The following is a 15,819-nucleotide window of genomic DNA, read 5'->3' as shown; positions in this document are numbered from 1 at the left end:
CCCGGAGGCCGGCCGCCCCTACATCCGGCTCAGGCTCGCCGCGGCGAACAGGACGTCCCGGATCGCCTCGCGGTCGCCGACCTGTCCCGCGGCCGCCTCCTCGGGGGGCACATGGCCCGCGGCGAGGCGGCAGAACTCGACGTCGTCCAGAGCCACATGGGCCACCTCGTGGTCGGCGGAGCCCACCGCGCCCGGCGAGTCCAGGGGGATCAGCCACTGGCCTCCGCCGGAGCCCTCGATCTCCAGCCGCACGCTGCGGCCGGGGCGGCCGGCGCTCACCAGATGGCGGGTGCGCTGCGGGGGTGTGGCGAGTCCCGCGCGGCGGCGGGCCGCGAGCGTCTCGGGCAGCATCCGGGCGGCCAGGTCGATCATGCCGTGCAGATGGCGCGGCGCGGGCGGCGCGTACGGGTAGTCGACCGCTTCGGCGATGTCCTCGGCGTGCACCCAGCATTCGAAGGCGCGGTCCAGCATGGCGTCCCGCAGGGGCAGTTCGAAGCCGCCGTAGGACACCGGCATGGCGCCGTGGCCCTCTCCGCCGGTGAACGACACCGTGCGCACCAGGGCGTGGCTCTGTTCGCGCCAGGGGCCGCGCACGGAACGGGTCGGCGGGAAGTGCGAGCCGGCCCAGAAGGCCTCGGTGCGGTGTGCCGGGGTGTCGGCCGGGCCGCCCGCCGCGCTCCCGCCCGCCGCGCTGTCACCCGCCTCGTCCGCCTTGAGCGTCCCTTCCGTGACCAGCGGGTCGTCGAGTCCCAGGGCCAGGGCGACCAGTCCGTCCACCGCGAGCAGGTGGGCGATGACCCCGGCGACCGTGGTCCGGCGGCTCGTGGCCTGCCGGCCGCGGTACCAGCGCAGCCGGACGGGGGCGTGCCACTCGGCGTCCCCGAAGTCCTGGAGCAGGGCGTCCAGTCGCGCGGTCTCGGCGTCGTAGGGCTGCGCCCAGGACGGCACCGGGATCCGGGGCGGACGGCGGGTCAGAGCGCCGTCGAGGACGCGGGTGCGCAGACCGGGGTCCAGGTCGAGGCTCTCCGGGCGCTGCAGCAGGCCGACCGCCTCGCGCAGCCGCCGTGCCTCGTCGGCGCAGGCGCCGCAGTCTCCGAGGTGCTCCTCGACGGCCGCCGTCTCCTCGGCGGAGCAGGCCGCCAGCGCCCAGGCGCCCAGCAGGGACTTGAGCACCGGGTGCGCCGGCACGGGTGGTTGCGGGACGGCCGGCTCCGGCGGCGCGGGCAGCGGCAGCCCGCCGTCCTCGACGGACGTGCGGGGCTGCGGGATGCGGGGCGGCCGCCCGGGGTCCGGGGCCGAGGGCGTGTCCCGGCCGCCGTCGCCGCCCCCGGCTCCGGGGTCGCCCGGTCCGTACGGCCCGCCGGACCCGCTCGTGTCGTTCGGCCCGTTCATTCCGGTGGGCACCCTGTCCTCGCCGTGCGCCTGTGTGTGTTCCCGCTCCTGACCCTGCGTCTGGTCCCGCCGGCCGCCGCCCGGCCGGCCGTCCCGTTCCCCGTCCTCCTCGCCTTCGCCGTCGTCGTACGAAGGCCAGGGGATCGCGTCGCTCACGCGGCACCCCCGTATCCGGGCGGGGCCCCGGGGGCCGCGGCGTCGTGGGCGGTGGACAGCAGCTGCAGGCCCAGGCGGAGCCGGCGGCGGGCCTCGTCCTCGGTGACGCCGAGGTCGGCCGCGGTCTGGCGGTAGTCGCGGCGCTGGAAGTAGGCGAGTTCCAGGGCGGCGCGCAGGGGTGCGGGCATGGCCTGGACGATGTAGTCGGCGCGGGCGGCGACGGACGCGTGCCGCACCCTGCGCTCCAGTTCCTCGGTCGCCTCGGGCGTGCCGCGGCCGGTCTCGGCCAGCGCGGCGGTCTCGGTGGCGCGCAGCCGCTGCACGGCGAGACGGTGGGTCAGCGCGGCGACCCAGGTGCGCAGCGGGCCCTGCTGGGGGTCGTAGGCGTCGGGGTGCTCCCACACCAGGGCGAAGACCTCGCGGGTGACGTGGTCGGCCGCTCGTTCGTCTCCGAGCACGCGATGGGCGAGACCGTGCACGAGGGAAGCGAACCGGTCATAGAGCTCGCCGAGGGCGGCCGCCTCACCGCGCGCGAGCCGCTGCTGCATCTTGCGGTCCCAGCGGGGCGGTGCGTCCTTCTTCGCCATGCGGCCCCCTCACCCGTGTCCGTCCCTCGGACCGTGCGTGTGTCCAGCGTGCGTCCACCGTCTCCTCGAATGTAGTCGGCACGTACGACAATGCACGCCCCTTTGTTTCAAGGTGCGCCCCCGGTCCGCGACGGGGTGGTATGGGCCGCGCCTACCCGACGGGCTCGGATCGAACCGGACTGTATATGACAGAAACAGGCCTATTTCCTTTGCTTTCTGTTTTTCCTTCAGCGTTTCGGGGCACGGCCGCTGGGCAGCCGCGCTGCAAGGAACCGAAGGAACGGCTTCCGTTTCCAGCCGGCTACAGCGAGCGAAGGGCGTGGTGGTGACCTTCAAAGTGACCGGCGGCGAGCAGGGCGGATGGGCCGTGCTCCACGTGTCGGGCGAGCTGGACCTGGTGACGTCCCCGGTGCTGCGACAACGGGTGCATGACGAGGTGGCCGAGGGGCGCCACCGTCTCGTCCTGGACCTCTCCGACGTGTATTTCTGCGACTCCAGCGGCGTCGGCGTCCTGATCGCGGCCCGCCGGCTCATCCGCTCCTGCCGTGGACGGCTGCGGCTGATCCTCCCCGCGCACGGCGCGGCCGAGGGCTCCCACGTCAACCGGGTCTTGGGCGCGCTGGGCGTGCGCCGGCTCTTCGACGTCTACGGCGATCTCGCCGACGCCGTGGACGACGGGACCGAGCCCCTCTCGGCATGAACCGTGCGCCCGCATGCCACACGTATGTCCCGGAATTCCCCCGGTCTCGGCACAGGCGTCGCCTTCCGGCCACCCCGGCCCCTTCGGCGTCGTACGCTCCCTGCCGGAAGCACTCTCCGACGCACGCCGGGAAGGGCCCCGGCACCACCCACCGCCGGCGCGCGGCCGGCGGCACGGCACACACCTCATCACGTGACGACGTAAGGCGGCCCGAGTAGACATGGTCAGCAGTGAGTACGAGCGCAGGATCGCCGCCCGGTTCGCCACCTTCGACCAGGACGGCAACGGTGACATCGACCGGGCGGACTTCGCCGCCGCGGCCAAGGCGGTGCTGGCGGAGTTCGGGACCGCGGCGCGCTCCGACAAGGGGCAGGCCCTCTACGCGGGGGCCGAGGCGTTCTGGCAGGGCATGGCCGGCATCGCCGACCGGGACGGCGACCAGCGCATCTCCCGGGACGAGTTCGTGAACAGCGCGGTCAAGCGCCTGCGCGACAACCCGGAGCGGTTCGCCGAGATCGCCCGCCCCTTCCTGCACGCCGCCCTGGCGGTCGCGGACGCCGACGGCGACGGCCGGGCGACGGTCGAGGACACCGTGCGGGTGCTGCGCGCTCTCGGTGCGCCCGACGAGGTCGCCCGAGGAGCCGCCGCCGTCCTCGACGCCGACGCGGACGGCAAGGTCGGCGAGGCGGAGATCGTGCCGGCCTTCGCGCGCTACTTCACCGTTCCCGAATAGCCTCCGGAACGGGCGGCCGAGCGGCCCGCGCGTAGCGTTCGCGGAGCTTGTACTTGAGGACCTTGCGCAGCGTGTCGTTGCGCGGAAGGGACTCCACCACCTCCAGCCGCTCGGGCAGCTTGTGCACCGACAGCCCGCCCGCGCGCAGGTACGCGGTCACCGCCGCCAGGGTCAGCGGTTCCGCGGCCGCCGGCGCCCGTTCCACCACCGCGCACACCAGTTCGCCGCGCTCCGCGTCGGGCAGGCCGATCACCGCCACGTCCGCGACGGCCGGGTGCGCGGCGAGCAGGTCCTCGATCTCCTTCGCGGACACGTTCTCGCCCTTGCGGATGATCACGTCCTTCAGCCGTCCGGTGAGGACCAGATGGCCGCTGTCGGTCACGTGCCCCAGGTCGCCGGTGCGCAGGAACCCGTCCGCGTCGAACGCCTCGGCGGTCTGGGCGGGGTCCAGGTACCCCCGGCACACGGCCTCCCCGCGCAGCCGCACCTCTCCGTCCACCACGCGGATCTCCATGCCCCGCGGGGGCCTCCCCTCGGTCGTCGCGAGGTGCTCCGCGGTGTCGTCCGGCGACCCCATGGTGATCATCGGCACCTCCGTCATCCCGTATCCGTGGGTGAGCTGCACGCCCATCTCGCGCACGACGGAGTGGTAGACCTCCGGCGGCTTGGGCGCTCCGCCGCCCGCGAGCAGCCGCAGGGTGGGGATCACGGGGACGCCCGGCCGTCTGCGCTGCTCGGCGAGGAACATCGAGTAGAACGCCGTCGACCCGCCCGCGACCGTCACGCCGTGCCGGCGGTACCCCTCCAGCGCTTCCGGCAGTGCGAAGTGCTCGAACATCACCGCAGGGAAGCCGTACAGCAGGAGCATGACGGTGTAGTCGGGGCCGGCGATGTGGGCGTACGGGAACGCCATCGAGCCGACGTCGTCAGGGGTCAGCCGGAGCGCGTGGGCGAGGCACGAGCCGCCCGCGATCAGCGAACGGTCGGTGTGCAGCACGCCCTTGGGGTTCGAGGTGGTCCCCGAGGTCCAGTAGATCCAGCGCACCGAGACGCCCTCGGCGGGCGGCGGCGGGAGCACGGCCGGATCGCCGTCGGGGAGTTCGTCGTACGCCTCGAAGACGCCCTTCGCGCCGAGCCGGCGGGCCATCTCACCGTGGTCGAAGCCCCGCCAGACGCCCGGCACCGCGAAGAACTCCGCCTTCGACTCGCGCAGCGCGAAGCCGACCTCGCGGTCGCGGTAGAACGGGATGACCGGGGTCTGCACGGCTCCCAGCCGGGCCAGGGCGAAGGACAGGACGGCCGTCTCCAGGCGGGTGGGCAGCTGCCAGGCGACGACCGTGCCGGGGCGCACGCCCATGGCGTACAGCCCCGCCGCGGCCCGCTCGGCCCTCTCGCGCAGCTCGCCGAAGGTCAGGGCGCGATCCTCCTGGAGGAGGACCCGGCGGTCGGGCGTGAGGCCGGCGCGGCGGGCGAGCAGCTCCCACAGCGTGCGGGAGGCGCTCAGCTCGTGGGCGGTGGCGGTGGCGGTGTCGTGCACGTCGGCCCCCTGACATAGCTGACGGTCAGTCAGATTTTCGGCAGAGCGTAGGGCCGGCCGCCTTGTCGGTCCAGGGGTCGCGGACTAGCCTGCTGGGAAGAAAGCATCTGACGGCCCATCAGATAGCGCTGCGGACAGCGCGTGGGACGACTGGCGCACCGCCAGGCGGAGGGGAAGCCATGAGCACCGAACTGCCGCGCATCGTCAGCGTCGACGATCATGTGATCGAGCCCGCGCACCTCTTCGCGACCTGGCTGCCGCGCAGGTACCGGGAGCGGGGGCCGCAGCCCCTCACCGCCGGGATCGGCGAACTCGCCTACGTGGCCGGGAAGTACCGGATCACCATGGACCCGGACGGCCAGCCCACCGACTGGTGGATCTACGAGGACCTGAAGTTCCCGTACAAGCGCAACATCGCCGCCGTCGGCTTCGACCGCGACGAGATGACGCTGGAGGGCATCACGCGCGAGGAGATGCGCCGCGGGTGCTGGGACCCGAAGGCCAGGCTGGCGGACATGGACCTCAACCACGTCGAGGCCTCCCTGTGCTTCCCGTCCTTCCCACGCTTTTGCGGGCAGACCTTCTCCGAGGCGCACGACAAGGAGGTCGCGCTCGCCTGTGTGCGCGCCTACAACGACTGGATGGTCGAGGAGTGGTGCGGGGACAGCGGCGGCCGGCTGATCCCGCTGTGCCTGATCCCGCTGTGGGACGTCGCCCTGGCGGTGACGGAGATCCGGCGCAACGCGGCCCGCGGGGTGCGCGCGGTGACCTTCTCCGAGATCCCCAGCCACCTGGGGCTGCCCTCGATCCACTCGGGCTACTGGGACCCGTTCTTCGCCGTGTGCGAGGAGACCGGGACGGTCGTCAACATGCACATCGGCTCGTCGTCGCAGATGCCGGCCGCCTCGCCCGACGCGCCCCCGGCCGTCCAGGCGTCGCTGTCGTTCAACAACGCGATGGCCTCGATGATGGACTACCTTTTCAGCGGCGTCCTGGTGCGGTTCCCGCGCCTCAAGCTCGCCTACTCGGAAGGGCAGATGGGCTGGATCCCCTACGCCCTGGAACGCGCCGACGACGTCTGGGCGGAGCACCGCGCGTGGGGCGGCGTGCGGGACCTCGTCCCCGAGCCGCCGTCCACGTACTACTACCGGCAGATCTTCTGCTGCTTCTTCCGCGACAAGCACGGCGTCGCCTCGCTGGACGCGGTCGGACGCGACAACGCCACCTTCGAGACCGACTACCCGCACGTCGACTCGACCTTCCCGCACACCAAGGAGGTCGCCCTCGACCACGTCAAGGGCCTCGACGAGGAGACGGTCTACAAGCTGATGCGCGGCAACGCGATCCGCATGCTCGGCCTGGACCTCGACAAGTAGCCGGCGCGGCGGCCAGGACAGGGGGACCACGACCATGGACCTCTCGGACAGTCCCGAGGACGCGGAGTTCCGGGCCCGGCTGCGCGAGTGGCTCGCCAGGACCCTGCCCGCGCTCCCGCCGCAGCCCTCCCCGGACGACTGGCCCGGCCGCCGCGCCTACGACCTCGGCTGGCAGCGGACCCTGTACGAGGCCGGGTACGCCGACGTGCACTGGGAGGCCTCGCCCGGCGTCCGGCTGATCTTCCTGGAGGAGACCGAGAAGGCGGGCGCGCCCTACGTGGGGGCCAACTTCGTCGGACTGCTGCACGCGGGGCCGACCATCGCCGCCGAGGGGACGGCCGAACAGCGGGCCCGCTGGCTGCCGCCCGTCCTGCGCGGCGAGGAGGTCTGGTGCCAGGGCTTCAGCGAACCCGGCGCCGGGTCCGACCTCGCGGCCCTGCGCACGCGCGCGTGGCGCGACGGCGACGACTACGTGGTGAGCGGGTCCAAGATCTGGACCTCGCACGCGGAGGTCGCCGACTGGTGCGAGCTGCTGGTCCGCACGGACCCGGACGCGCCCAGGCACCGGGGCATCACCTGGCTGGCCATGCCCATGGACGCGCCCGGGATCACCGTGCGGCCGCTGCGCACCCTCGCCGGATCCGCCGAGTTCGCCGAGGTGTTCCTCGACGAGGTGCGGGTGCCGGCGGCCAACCGGGTGGGGGAGGAGAACGACGGCTGGCGGGTGACGATGGTGACGCTGTCCTTCGAGCGCGGCACCGCCTTCGTGGGCGAGGTCGTCGCCTGCCGGCGCGTGCTGGGCGAACTGGCCGCGCAGGCGTGCCGCGACGGGCGCTGGGACGATCCCGCCCTGCGCCGGCGCCTGGGCCGCCTCAACGCCGACTTCCGGGCGCTGTGGCGGCTGACGCAGGGCAACGTGAGCGAGGCGGAGGCCGCCCGCGGCGGGGTGCCGGGCGTCGGGGGCTCGGTGTTCAAACTGCGGTACTCGCAGGCGCGCCAGGAGCTGTACGACGCCGCCGCCGAGGTCCTCGGCGACGCGGCCCTCGACCTCGGCCGGCCCTGGGTCCGCGACCGGCTGTCCTCGCTGTCGTACACGATCGCGGCCGGCACCTCGCAGATCCAGCGCGACATCGTGGGCGAGCGGATCCTGGGACTGCCGAAGGGGAGGTGAACCGCCGGCCATGCGCTTTCGACTGACGGACGACCAACGCGCGTTGCGGGACGGCGTGCGCGGGATGCTGGCGCGCCGGTTCGACCGGGCGGCGCTGCGGGCCGCCGTGGACCGGCCGGGGCGGCTGGACCGGGCGCTGTGGCGCGAGCTGGGGGCCGCGGGGTTCTTCGCGCTGCGACTGCCCGAGGCGGACGGCGGCGTGGGACTCGGGCTGCCCGAGGCGGTGTTGGCGTTCGAGGAGGCGGGCCGGGCCCTGCTCCCGGGGCCGCTGCTGGCCACCCACCTCGCGGCGGGCCGGGTGCCCGGCGCGGCGCAGGGGGAGACGGTCGTCGCGGCCGTCGACGGCGGCGGGCTGGTGGAGTGGCTCGCGCAGGCGGACGTCGTGCGCGGTGACGCCGACGGGGCCGTGCCGCTGGACTGCGTGGACCCGCTCACGCCGCTGCACACGGTTCCCGCGCGCGGGGCCGCCGATCCGCACGCGGTCCTCCTCACCGCCGCGGAGCAGCTCGGCACCGCCACGCGCGCGTGCGAGCTGGCCGTGCAACACGCGCGGACGCGAGAGCAGTTCGGCCGGCCCATCGGAGCCTTCCAGGCGGTCAAGCATCTGTGCGCGGATCTGCTGGTGCGGGTCGAGACGGCCCGCGCGGCGGTCTACGCGGCCGCCGTCACGGCCGACCCGGCCGACATCGCGGCCGCCCGGCTCCTCGCCGACGAGGCCGCCGTGCGCGGTGCGCGCGACTGCCTCCAGGTGCACGGCGGCATGGGCTTCACCTGGGAGGCGGACGTCCATCTGCTGCTGAAACGCGCCTGGGTGCGCACCCGCCGTGCGGGCGGCGGCACGGAGAGTGAGGAGCTGCTCGCGCGGGATCTGCTGTCCGGGGCCGACCGTGGGCGGGCCCGCCTGCGGTGACGGCGCGCGCGGCGGGCGGGCGGCCGCGCGGGTGTCGCGGATCGTGGCACAGCGGAATCACGGAGCGTTGATACCGGGTTGTGTCCGATGCGTGACCCGTCACGGCCCGGAGTCGGCGGACCTCTCCGGTACCTTCTGTGGGATGCGAGTGGTTCCGAGCATGAGCCATGCCGGCGGCGCCCCCGGGGTGATGCCGGATCCGGCGGTGCGCGCCGCCGCTCGCAGGGCGGACGGCCTTCACGCCCCCGCCTGTTCGACTCCCCGCAACGAGCGTCGCACAGTATGCCGCACGGGTACTCCTTCGCGATGGAATATGCCCGAAGCGCTTGTTGAGGTGACTGTATGTCAACCAAGCTGTCTCCTCAGGGATTCACGTTCCGTCACCCTGCCTCTGGCTGTTGTTCTGGCCATGCAGAAAATGGCTACGATCGTGGCCCCCGTCGTCACGGTGCTCACGCGGCTCGCGTGGCTCGAGTGGCGCACGGCCATGTGTCCGCCGGTTCGGATGGTGTGAGCGGTGCAGGTGCTTCAAGTGCAGCTGGAGATCCGGCCCGACCCCGCTGAGGTGGGGCGCGCCCGCAGGTGGGCCCGCTCGCGCCTCGCCGGGTCGGGGATAGCGGACGAGGAGCCGCTCGCCGAGACGCTGATCCTGCTCGTCTCCGAGCTGGTCACCAACGCCGTGGTGCACACCGGCTGTCCGGCCGTGCTGCGGCTCTCCCTGCCGGGCGCGGCGGCCGAGCCGTCCGTCGTCCGCCTGGAGGTGGCCGACGCCAGCGACCGGGCCCCCGTGCCCCGCTGCGCCGGGGACGAGGCGACCGGCGGCCGCGGCCTGGCGCTCGTCGACGGACTCGCGGACCGCTGGGGCTGGAGCGTCGAGGGCGCGGGCAAGCGCATCTGGTGCGAACTCGACCGCTGTGCCGCCCCGGGCCGGACGGAGACCGACCGGGGCGGCGTCGCGGAGTGCGCGGTCGTGGCCGAACGGGCGGTCGCGGTACGGCCGAAGCCCGCGCCCGCCTATGGAGGCCTCGCCTACGAGGCGGTGTGACGTTCCGTCGGCGCACGCTCCCGGCCGTGTGCCCTCGGCGGCCTCCGGGCGCGAAACGCCGGGCAGGGTGCGGTGCACGGAAGCAGGCGGGACCGACGGTTCTCGTCGGCCGGGGGGCGGTGCGCCCGTCCGTGCTTCCGTGCGCGCCCGCTACGAACCGGACCTAAGGGATAAATCGCCCCGCAGGTGTTGACGAGGCGTGTCCGTTTGATCACGCTTGTGGGCAGCGATGCGCCGCGAGGGGACGGCGAGGGCCTCGGTGACGGGGGCCCTTGTCGAGCGCGGGTCGCTATTCGGCGTCGACGGTTTCCTAGGGGGAGAAGGGGAGTCGATGGGGGGCGCCGGAGGCGGATGGCGGTGCGCGGTGCCGTGCTCGGGGCGGGCAGCCGCGCGCCGCCGGCCGACACGTTCGTTCTCGACGGCCCTCGTTCTCGACGGCCCTCGTTCTCGGTGGCGCTCCTCCTCGACCGCTCAGAGCACGGCCACGGGGGCCACCGGGGTTCCCGTGCCGCCGACGAAGGGCTCGGGCATCGCCGACAGCAGGAAGGCGTAGCGGCCGGTTTGTCCACAGGCTGTGGACAACTTTTCGAGATTCCAGTTCTGGCCCTGCAGCATCCCCATCTCGACCAGGTGGAGCGCGTGCACGGGCAGCCACAGGTCCTCGATCTCCGGCGGGAAGATCTCGAACGTCAGCGTGTCGTTGGCGACGGCGGCCACGTCGCGCGCGTGGAACCACTCCGGGGTGCGGACGGACAGCCCCGGGGACGGATGGCCGTAACCGTGCTTGTCGCCGCTCAGATAGACCTGGACCTGCCCGGTCCGTACGAGCACCACGTCGCCGGCGCGCACCCGCGTGCCCGCCAGTTCCTCCGCCGCGTCCAGGTCCTGCGGGGTGACCGCGTGGCCGCCCGCCAGCCGGTCGACGCCCCGCGCCCGGGCCACGTCCAGCAGCACCCCGCGCGAGACGACGTGCCGGGCCTTGTCGATGCCGCTGAACGCGGCTCCCCCGTGCGCGGTGACGGTGGCCGCCGGACGGCCGTTGTAGAGCTTTCCCGAGTGCGACACGTGGGTCAGCGCGTCCCAGTGGGTGCCGGCCTGCAGGCCCATCGTCACGGCGTCGTCGCTGCACGCCACCGTGCCCGGACCGAAGATCTCCTGGTTGATCTGCACCATGGTGTGCAGGGGGTTGACCCGCCCCGGGATCAGCCCGCTCTGCACGCCGTCCTCCCGCAGGGGCAGCGCCAGCGGGACGCGGCGGCCGGTGCGGATCTCGGCGGCCGCGGCGCGGACCACGTCGTCGGTGATCAGGTTCAGCGTGCCGATCTCGTCGTCGGCCCCCCAGCGCCCCCAGTTGTTGACGCGCTTGGCGATGTCGTGGAACTCGGCCGGCAGTGTCATTCGGTGCCTCCTTGGGGCTTGTCCCCGACCGGCGGACGGGTCAAGGTAGACCTCGCAGTCAAATCTAACGGTCCGTCAGAAACTGCGGGAGGGGGCCGGACATGGGGAACTTCCTGGCCGGCAAGGCCGTCGCCGTCACGGGCGCGGGACGAGGCATCGGGCGGGCGGTGGCGCTCGCGGCGGCGGCGCAGGGCGCGCGGGTCGTCGTCAACGACTACGGCGTCGGCGTGGACGGGGCCGCACCCGCCAGCGAGATCGCCGAGGCCGTCGTCAAGGAGATCGAGGCGGCGGGAGGGGAGGCGGTCGCCGTCGCCGACGACATCTCGACCATGGCCGGCGGGCAACGGGTGGTCGACACCGCGCTGGCGTCGTACGGACGCCTCGACGGGGTCGTGTGCGTGGCCGGGATCCTGCGCGAGCGGATGCTGTTCAACATGTCCGAGGAGGAGTGGGACCCGGTCGTCGCCACACACCTCAAGGGCACCTTCACGGTGTTCCGGGCCGCGTCGGCGGTGATGCGCGCACAGCGCTCCGGCACGCTGATCGGCTTCACCAGCGGCAACCACCAGGGCTCGGTGTCCCAGGCCAACTACAGCGCGGCCAAGGGCGGGATCATCTCGCTGGTGCGCAGCGCCGCGCTGGGCCTGCACAAGTACGGCGTGACGGCCAACGCGGTGGCCCCCGTGGCCCGCACGCGGATGTCGGCCGGCGTGCCCATGGAGCTGTCGGAGATGGGCGAGCCGCAGGACGTGGCCGCCTTCGTGGTCTACCTCCTGTCGGACCGGGCGCGGGAGGCCGGGGTCACCGGGCAGGTGTACACCGTCGCGGGCCCGAAGATCGCGGTGTGGGCGCAGCCGAGGGAACTGCGCGCGGCGTACGCGCAGGGGGGTCCCTGGACGCCGGAGCGGATCGCCGAGGTGCTGCCCGCGACGGTCGGGGTGGATCCGATGCCGATGCTCGCGCGGCTGGAGGAGATGGCGCGGGCAGCGCGGGAGGGGAGCCGGCCCAACGCCTGAGCGTGCTTCCTGAGGTTTCCGGGTGCGGGTCGTCTGCGGCTGGTCGCGCAGCTCCCCGCGCCCCCGAGCGGGCAGCTTGCCCCCGACGTGAGGCGGTGCCGTGGATTTCGGATCAAGTCCCGCGGACGAGGAGTTCCGCGCCGAGGTGCGTGACTGGCTCCACGCGCACGTCCCGCACGCCGCCGGTCGCCGGGCCTGGGAACGCACCCTCGGGGCCGGCGGGTGGATCGGGCTCGGGTGGCCGCAGGACGGGTACGGCAACCGGACCGCGACCCTCACGCAGCAGGTCGCCTGGGCCGAGGAGTACGCCCGGTCCGAGGCCCCGGCGCGGTCGGGGCACATCGGGGAGAACCTGCTCGCGCCCACCCTCCTCGCGCACGGCACGGCGCGGCAGAAGTCCCGGTTCCTGCCGCCGATCGCCGCCGGGGACGAGCTCTGGTGCCAGGGGTACAGCGAGCCCGGGGCAGGGTCCGACCTGGCCGGTGTGCGCACGAGGGCGCAACGCGCCGACGACGGGCGCTCGTACCGGGTCACCGGGCAGAAGATCTGGACCTCCCTCGCCCACGAGGCCGACTGGTGCTTCGTGCTCGCGCGCACCGACCCGCAGTCGAGGCGGCACCACGGGCTGACCTTCCTGCTGCTGCCCATGGACCAGCCGGGACGGATCGAGGTCCGGCCGATCCGGCAGCTCACCGGCACGAGCGACTTCAACGAGGTCTTCTTCGACGGGGCCCTCGCGCGCGCGGAGCACGTCGTCGGCGCGGAGGGCGACGGCTGGCGGGTCGCGATGAGCCTCCTGGGCTTCGAGCGCGGGGTGTCGACGCTCGCCCAGCAGATCGGTTTCGCGGCGGAGCTGGCGCGGGTGGTGCGCACGGCCGTGGAGACCGGGGCGGCCGACGACCCCGTGACACGCGAGCGACTGGTGCGGCTGTGGGCGGAGTTGCGCACCATGCGGTGGAACGCGCTGCGGACGCTGGGGGGTTCGGGCGGACCGGGCGCGCCCAGCGTGGCGAAGCTGCTGTGGGCGGGCTGGCACCAGCGGCTCGGGGAGGCGGCGATGCAGGTGCGGGGGGCGGCGGCGGGCGTCGGCCCCACCGACTGGTCGCCCGCCTCGCCGTACGAACTGGACGACGCGCAGCACCTGTTCCTGTTCTCGCGGGCCGACACCGTGTACGGCGGCTCGGACCAGATCCAGCGCACGATCATCGCCGAGCGCGTGCTCGGTCTGCCCAGGCAACCCAAGGGATGAGGCGGAGGGGAGCAGCGTGATGCGAGGCGTGGTGTTCGACGGGAAGCGGGCCGAGGTCGTCGACGACCTGGAGGTGCGCGAGCCGGGGCCGGGCGAGGTGCTCGTCGCCATCGCGGCCGCCGGGCTGTGCCACAGCGACCTGTCGGTCGTCGACGGGACGATCCCCTTCCCGACGCCCGTCGTCCTCGGCCACGAGGGCGCGGGGGTGGTCGAGGCGGTGGGCGCCGGGGTCTCCCACGTCGTGCCGGGCGACCACGTCGCGCTGTCCACGCTGGCCAACTGCGGGGCCTGCGCGGAGTGCGACCGCGGCCGGCCGACGATGTGCCGGCAGGCCATCGGACGGCCGGGGAAGCCGTTCACGCGCGCGGGGCGGCCGCTGTTCCAGTTCGCGGCGAACTCCGCCTTCGCCGAGCGGACGGTCGTCAAGGCCGTCCAGGCGGTCCGCATCCCGACGGACGTGCCGCTGACGTCCGCCGCGCTGATCGGGTGCGGGGTGCTGACCGGGGTCGGGGCCGTCCTCAACCGCGCGCGGGTGGGCCAGGGGGAGAGCGTCGTCGTCATCGGGACGGGCGGGATCGGGCTGAACGTGCTGCAGGGCGCGCGGATCGCGGGCGCCTCGCGGATCGTCGCCGTCGACGCGAACCCGGCGAAGGAGGCGGCGGCCCGCCGGTTCGGGGCCACGCACTTTCTGAGGTCGGCGGACGGCGTGCGGGGGGTGCTGCCGACGGGCGCGGACCACGTCTTCGAGTGCGTGGGCCGGGTCGAGCTGATCAGGACGGCCGTCGACCTGCTCGACCGGCACGGTCAGGCGGTGCTGCTGGGGGTGCCGCCGGCGACCGCCGAGGCGTCCTTCCTCGTCTCCTCCCTGTTCCTGGACAAGTCGATCCTGGGCTGCCGGTACGGCGCGTCCCGGCCGCAGCGGGACGTGCCCCTGTACGCGGAGCTGTACCGCGAGGGCCGGCTGCTGCTCGACGAGCTCGTCACCCAGACCTACCCGGTCGAGGACTTCGAGAAGGCCGCGGCGGACGCGGAGGCGGGGCGGGTGGCGCGCGCGGTGCTGACGTTCTGACCGTCGACGGGCCGCGGCCCCGGCCGGCGGGCGCCGCTGAACAGCGTCTCGGCCTGGTCCAGGTCGTGTACCGCCTCGTGCAGGTCGGCGCCGTCGACGCCGAGTGGCGGGACACCGCCTTCACCCCGGCCGGACCGGCCGCTGATCCCCGGTCGTCCACAGGCTGCGGAAAACCGCTGGGACGGCGTCTGCGCCACCCCCTACGGTCGGCTCATGAGCTACCGCGACGTCGCCTCCCGGCAGGTCCTGGCGTGGGCCTGCACCGCCGTCGGCGCCCGTATGCCGGTCGCCATGGCCCCGCTGGCCCTGGTGTTCCTGGTGCGCGAGCGTCCCGGCGGGTACGGCGAGGTGCGGGCGGTCGGGGGCTCAGCTCGGGACGCCGATCGGGCCGTGGGCCGCGCGCCCGGTGACGTCCGGGCCGCCGCTCTCGGCGCCCCGGCCGCCGCCGGTGCGGAAGGTGCGGCGATACGCGGTGGGGGTGACCCCGAGAGCCGCCTGTAGGTGCTGGCGCATCGACTGGGCGGTGCCGAAGCCGGCGTCGCGGGCGATGCGGTCGACGGACAGGTCACTGGACTCCAGCAGGTGTCGGGCCCGCTCGACGCGCTGCTGGGCGAGCCACTGGCCGGGGCTGATCCCGACCTCCTCGCGGAAGCGCCGGGTGAACGTCCGCACCGACATGGCCTCCTGCTCGGCCATGTCCCGCAGCTGGATCGGCTCGTGCAGACGGCCCAGCGCCCAGGCACGGGCGGCGGTCGTGGTCGCCTGCTGCGGGTCGGGCACGGGACGCTCGATGTACTGCGCCTGGCCGCCGTCGCGGTACGGCGGTACGACCGTGCGGCGGGCGACGTCGTTGGCGACGGCGGTGCCGTGGTCGCGGCGCACCATGTGCAGGCACAGGTCGATCCCCGCGGCGACGCCCGCCGAGGTGAGCACGTCGCCGTCGTCGACGAACAGCACGTCCGGGTCGACGTCGATCCGCGGAAAGAGCCGCTGGAGGCGCTCGGCGTCGGCCCAGTGGGTGGTGGCGGGGCGGCCGTCGAGGAAGCCGGCGGCGGCCAGGACGTACACGCCGGTGCAGATGGAGGCGAGGCGGGTGCCGGGCCGGATGCGGGCGAGGGCGGCGGCGAGCTCGTCGGTCAGGACGCCCTGTTCGAAGACCGGGCCCAGTTCGTAGGAGGCCGGGACGATCACGGTGTCGGCGGTGGCCAGCGCCTCGGGGCCGTTCGCGACGTCGACGGCGAAGTCGGCGTCCGTCTCGACGGGGCCCGGCGGGCGCACGGAGCAGGTGACGACCTCGTACAGGGGCCGGCCCTCGGCGTCCTTGGGGCGGCCGAAGATGCGGTGCGGGATGCCCAGCTCGAAGGGGAGCAGGCCGTCCAGGGCGAGGACGGCGACGCGGTGGGGACGGTAGGGGGGTTCGCCGGGACGCATGGCCCGATCCTAGCGAATGCTGTCTGTCGGGCCACTCGTTGGGCGTGCT

Annotated in this window: 14 protein-coding genes; 9 read left to right on the top strand and 5 right to left on the bottom strand. The window is 73.9% G+C overall.

From position 1 onward, the window contains the following. Positions 1 to 18: 18 nt before the first annotated feature. Entirely contained in the window at positions 19 to 1,392 is a 1,374-nt protein-coding gene (locus tag ACFVYK_RS09985) for a zf-HC2 domain-containing protein (protein ID WP_389771012.1), read from the bottom strand. A 152-nt stretch (positions 1,393 to 1,544) separates the two neighbouring features. Then, on the bottom strand, positions 1,545 to 2,135 hold the full coding sequence (locus tag ACFVYK_RS09980) for an RNA polymerase sigma factor (RefSeq protein WP_389770913.1): 591 nt from the start codon (positions 2,133 to 2,135) through the stop codon (positions 1,545 to 1,547). A 319-nt stretch (positions 2,136 to 2,454) separates the two neighbouring features. On the opposite strand from ACFVYK_RS09980, the gene ACFVYK_RS09975 reads away from it, so the two are divergent. Both ACFVYK_RS09975 and ACFVYK_RS09970 read left to right on the top strand, forming a co-directional pair. Beyond that, a complete protein-coding gene (locus tag ACFVYK_RS09975) occupies positions 2,455 to 2,835 on the top strand; it encodes an STAS domain-containing protein (protein ID WP_389770911.1) in 381 nt (126 codons plus the stop codon). A 220-nt stretch (positions 2,836 to 3,055) separates the two neighbouring features. After that, positions 3,056 to 3,568: an EF-hand domain-containing protein gene (locus ACFVYK_RS09970; protein ID WP_389770909.1), complete on the top strand. Its 513-nt coding sequence runs from the start codon at positions 3,056 to 3,058 to the stop codon at positions 3,566 to 3,568. Here ACFVYK_RS09970 and ACFVYK_RS09965 read toward each other — a convergent pair. After that, positions 3,552 to 5,105: a class I adenylate-forming enzyme family protein gene (locus ACFVYK_RS09965; RefSeq protein WP_389770906.1), complete on the bottom strand. Its 1,554-nt coding sequence runs from the start codon at positions 5,103 to 5,105 to the stop codon at positions 3,552 to 3,554. The genes ACFVYK_RS09970 and ACFVYK_RS09965 overlap by 17 nt on opposite strands. A gap of 179 nt (positions 5,106 to 5,284) precedes the next feature. Here ACFVYK_RS09965 and ACFVYK_RS09960 point away from each other — a divergent pair, with 179 nt between their 5' ends. The 4 genes from ACFVYK_RS09960 to ACFVYK_RS09945 all read left to right on the top strand — a co-directional run bounded on the left by ACFVYK_RS09960 (position 5,285) and on the right by ACFVYK_RS09945 (position 9,607). After that, complete coding sequence (locus tag ACFVYK_RS09960) at positions 5,285 to 6,481, top strand: amidohydrolase family protein (protein ID WP_389770903.1); 1,197 nt, start codon at positions 5,285 to 5,287, stop codon at positions 6,479 to 6,481. 34 nt (positions 6,482 to 6,515) lie between these two features. Then, a complete protein-coding gene (locus ACFVYK_RS09955; RefSeq protein WP_389770900.1) occupies positions 6,516 to 7,652 on the top strand; it encodes an acyl-CoA dehydrogenase family protein in 1,137 nt (378 codons plus the stop codon). 10 nt (positions 7,653 to 7,662) lie between these two features. Next, entirely contained in the window at positions 7,663 to 8,562 is a 900-nt protein-coding gene (locus ACFVYK_RS09950) for an acyl-CoA dehydrogenase family protein (RefSeq protein ID WP_389770897.1), read from the top strand. Between the two features lie 532 nt (positions 8,563 to 9,094). Next, the gene (locus ACFVYK_RS09945) at positions 9,095 to 9,607 is read left to right on the top strand and encodes an ATP-binding protein (RefSeq protein ID WP_389771009.1); all 513 of its coding nucleotides are present in this window, start codon (positions 9,095 to 9,097) and stop codon (positions 9,605 to 9,607) included. 471 nt (positions 9,608 to 10,078) lie between these two features. On the opposite strand, the gene ACFVYK_RS09940 is transcribed toward ACFVYK_RS09945, so the two are convergent. After that, the gene (locus ACFVYK_RS09940) at positions 10,079 to 11,005 is read right to left on the bottom strand and encodes a cyclase family protein (RefSeq protein WP_389770895.1); all 927 of its coding nucleotides are present in this window, start codon (positions 11,003 to 11,005) and stop codon (positions 10,079 to 10,081) included. A 101-nt stretch (positions 11,006 to 11,106) separates the two neighbouring features. On the opposite strand from ACFVYK_RS09940, the gene ACFVYK_RS09935 reads away from it, so the two are divergent. The 3 genes from ACFVYK_RS09935 to ACFVYK_RS09925 all read left to right on the top strand — a co-directional run bounded on the left by ACFVYK_RS09935 (position 11,107) and on the right by ACFVYK_RS09925 (position 14,339). Then, a complete protein-coding gene (locus ACFVYK_RS09935) occupies positions 11,107 to 12,021 on the top strand; it encodes an SDR family oxidoreductase (protein ID WP_389770892.1) in 915 nt (304 codons plus the stop codon). A 100-nt stretch (positions 12,022 to 12,121) separates the two neighbouring features. Beyond that, the gene (locus ACFVYK_RS09930) at positions 12,122 to 13,270 is read left to right on the top strand and encodes an acyl-CoA dehydrogenase family protein (protein WP_389770889.1); all 1,149 of its coding nucleotides are present in this window, start codon (positions 12,122 to 12,124) and stop codon (positions 13,268 to 13,270) included. Between the two features lie 19 nt (positions 13,271 to 13,289). After that, the gene (locus ACFVYK_RS09925; RefSeq protein WP_389770886.1) at positions 13,290 to 14,339 is read left to right on the top strand and encodes a Zn-dependent alcohol dehydrogenase; all 1,050 of its coding nucleotides are present in this window, start codon (positions 13,290 to 13,292) and stop codon (positions 14,337 to 14,339) included. Between the two features lie 366 nt (positions 14,340 to 14,705). On the opposite strand, the gene ACFVYK_RS09920 is transcribed toward ACFVYK_RS09925, so the two are convergent. Next, on the bottom strand, positions 14,706 to 15,770 hold the full coding sequence (locus tag ACFVYK_RS09920; RefSeq protein WP_389770883.1) for a GlxA family transcriptional regulator: 1,065 nt from the start codon (positions 15,768 to 15,770) through the stop codon (positions 14,706 to 14,708). Between the last annotated feature and the right edge of the window lie 49 nt (positions 15,771 to 15,819).

It is taken from the genome of Streptomyces sp. NPDC058291, assembly GCF_042880855.1.
GTDB lineage: Bacteria > Actinomycetota > Actinomycetes > Streptomycetales > Streptomycetaceae > Streptomyces.
The sequence above is the reverse complement of the archived record's forward strand: the minus strand, read 5'-3'. Positions and strand labels throughout refer to the sequence as shown.

Excerpts from the sequence above, each read along its gene's own strand:
- ACFVYK_RS09985 (WP_389771012.1), bottom strand. The coding sequence starts at position 1,392 with ATGAACGGGCCGAACGACACGAGCGGGTCCGGCGGGCCGTACGGACCG.
- ACFVYK_RS09980 (WP_389770913.1), bottom strand. The coding sequence starts at position 2,135 with ATGGCGAAGAAGGACGCACCGCCCCGCTGGGACCGCAAGATGCAGCAG.
- ACFVYK_RS09970 (WP_389770909.1), top strand. The coding sequence starts at position 3,056 with ATGGTCAGCAGTGAGTACGAGCGCAGGATCGCCGCCCGGTTCGCCACC.
- ACFVYK_RS09960 (WP_389770903.1), top strand. The coding sequence starts at position 5,285 with ATGAGCACCGAACTGCCGCGCATCGTCAGCGTCGACGATCATGTGATC.
- ACFVYK_RS09955 (WP_389770900.1), top strand. The coding sequence starts at position 6,516 with ATGGACCTCTCGGACAGTCCCGAGGACGCGGAGTTCCGGGCCCGGCTG.
- ACFVYK_RS09950 (WP_389770897.1), top strand. The coding sequence starts at position 7,663 with ATGCGCTTTCGACTGACGGACGACCAACGCGCGTTGCGGGACGGCGTG.
- ACFVYK_RS09940 (WP_389770895.1), bottom strand. The coding sequence starts at position 11,005 with ATGACACTGCCGGCCGAGTTCCACGACATCGCCAAGCGCGTCAACAAC.
- ACFVYK_RS09935 (WP_389770892.1), top strand. The coding sequence starts at position 11,107 with ATGGGGAACTTCCTGGCCGGCAAGGCCGTCGCCGTCACGGGCGCGGGA.
- ACFVYK_RS09925 (WP_389770886.1), top strand. The coding sequence starts at position 13,290 with ATGCGAGGCGTGGTGTTCGACGGGAAGCGGGCCGAGGTCGTCGACGAC.
- ACFVYK_RS09920 (WP_389770883.1), bottom strand. The coding sequence starts at position 15,770 with ATGCGTCCCGGCGAACCCCCCTACCGTCCCCACCGCGTCGCCGTCCTC.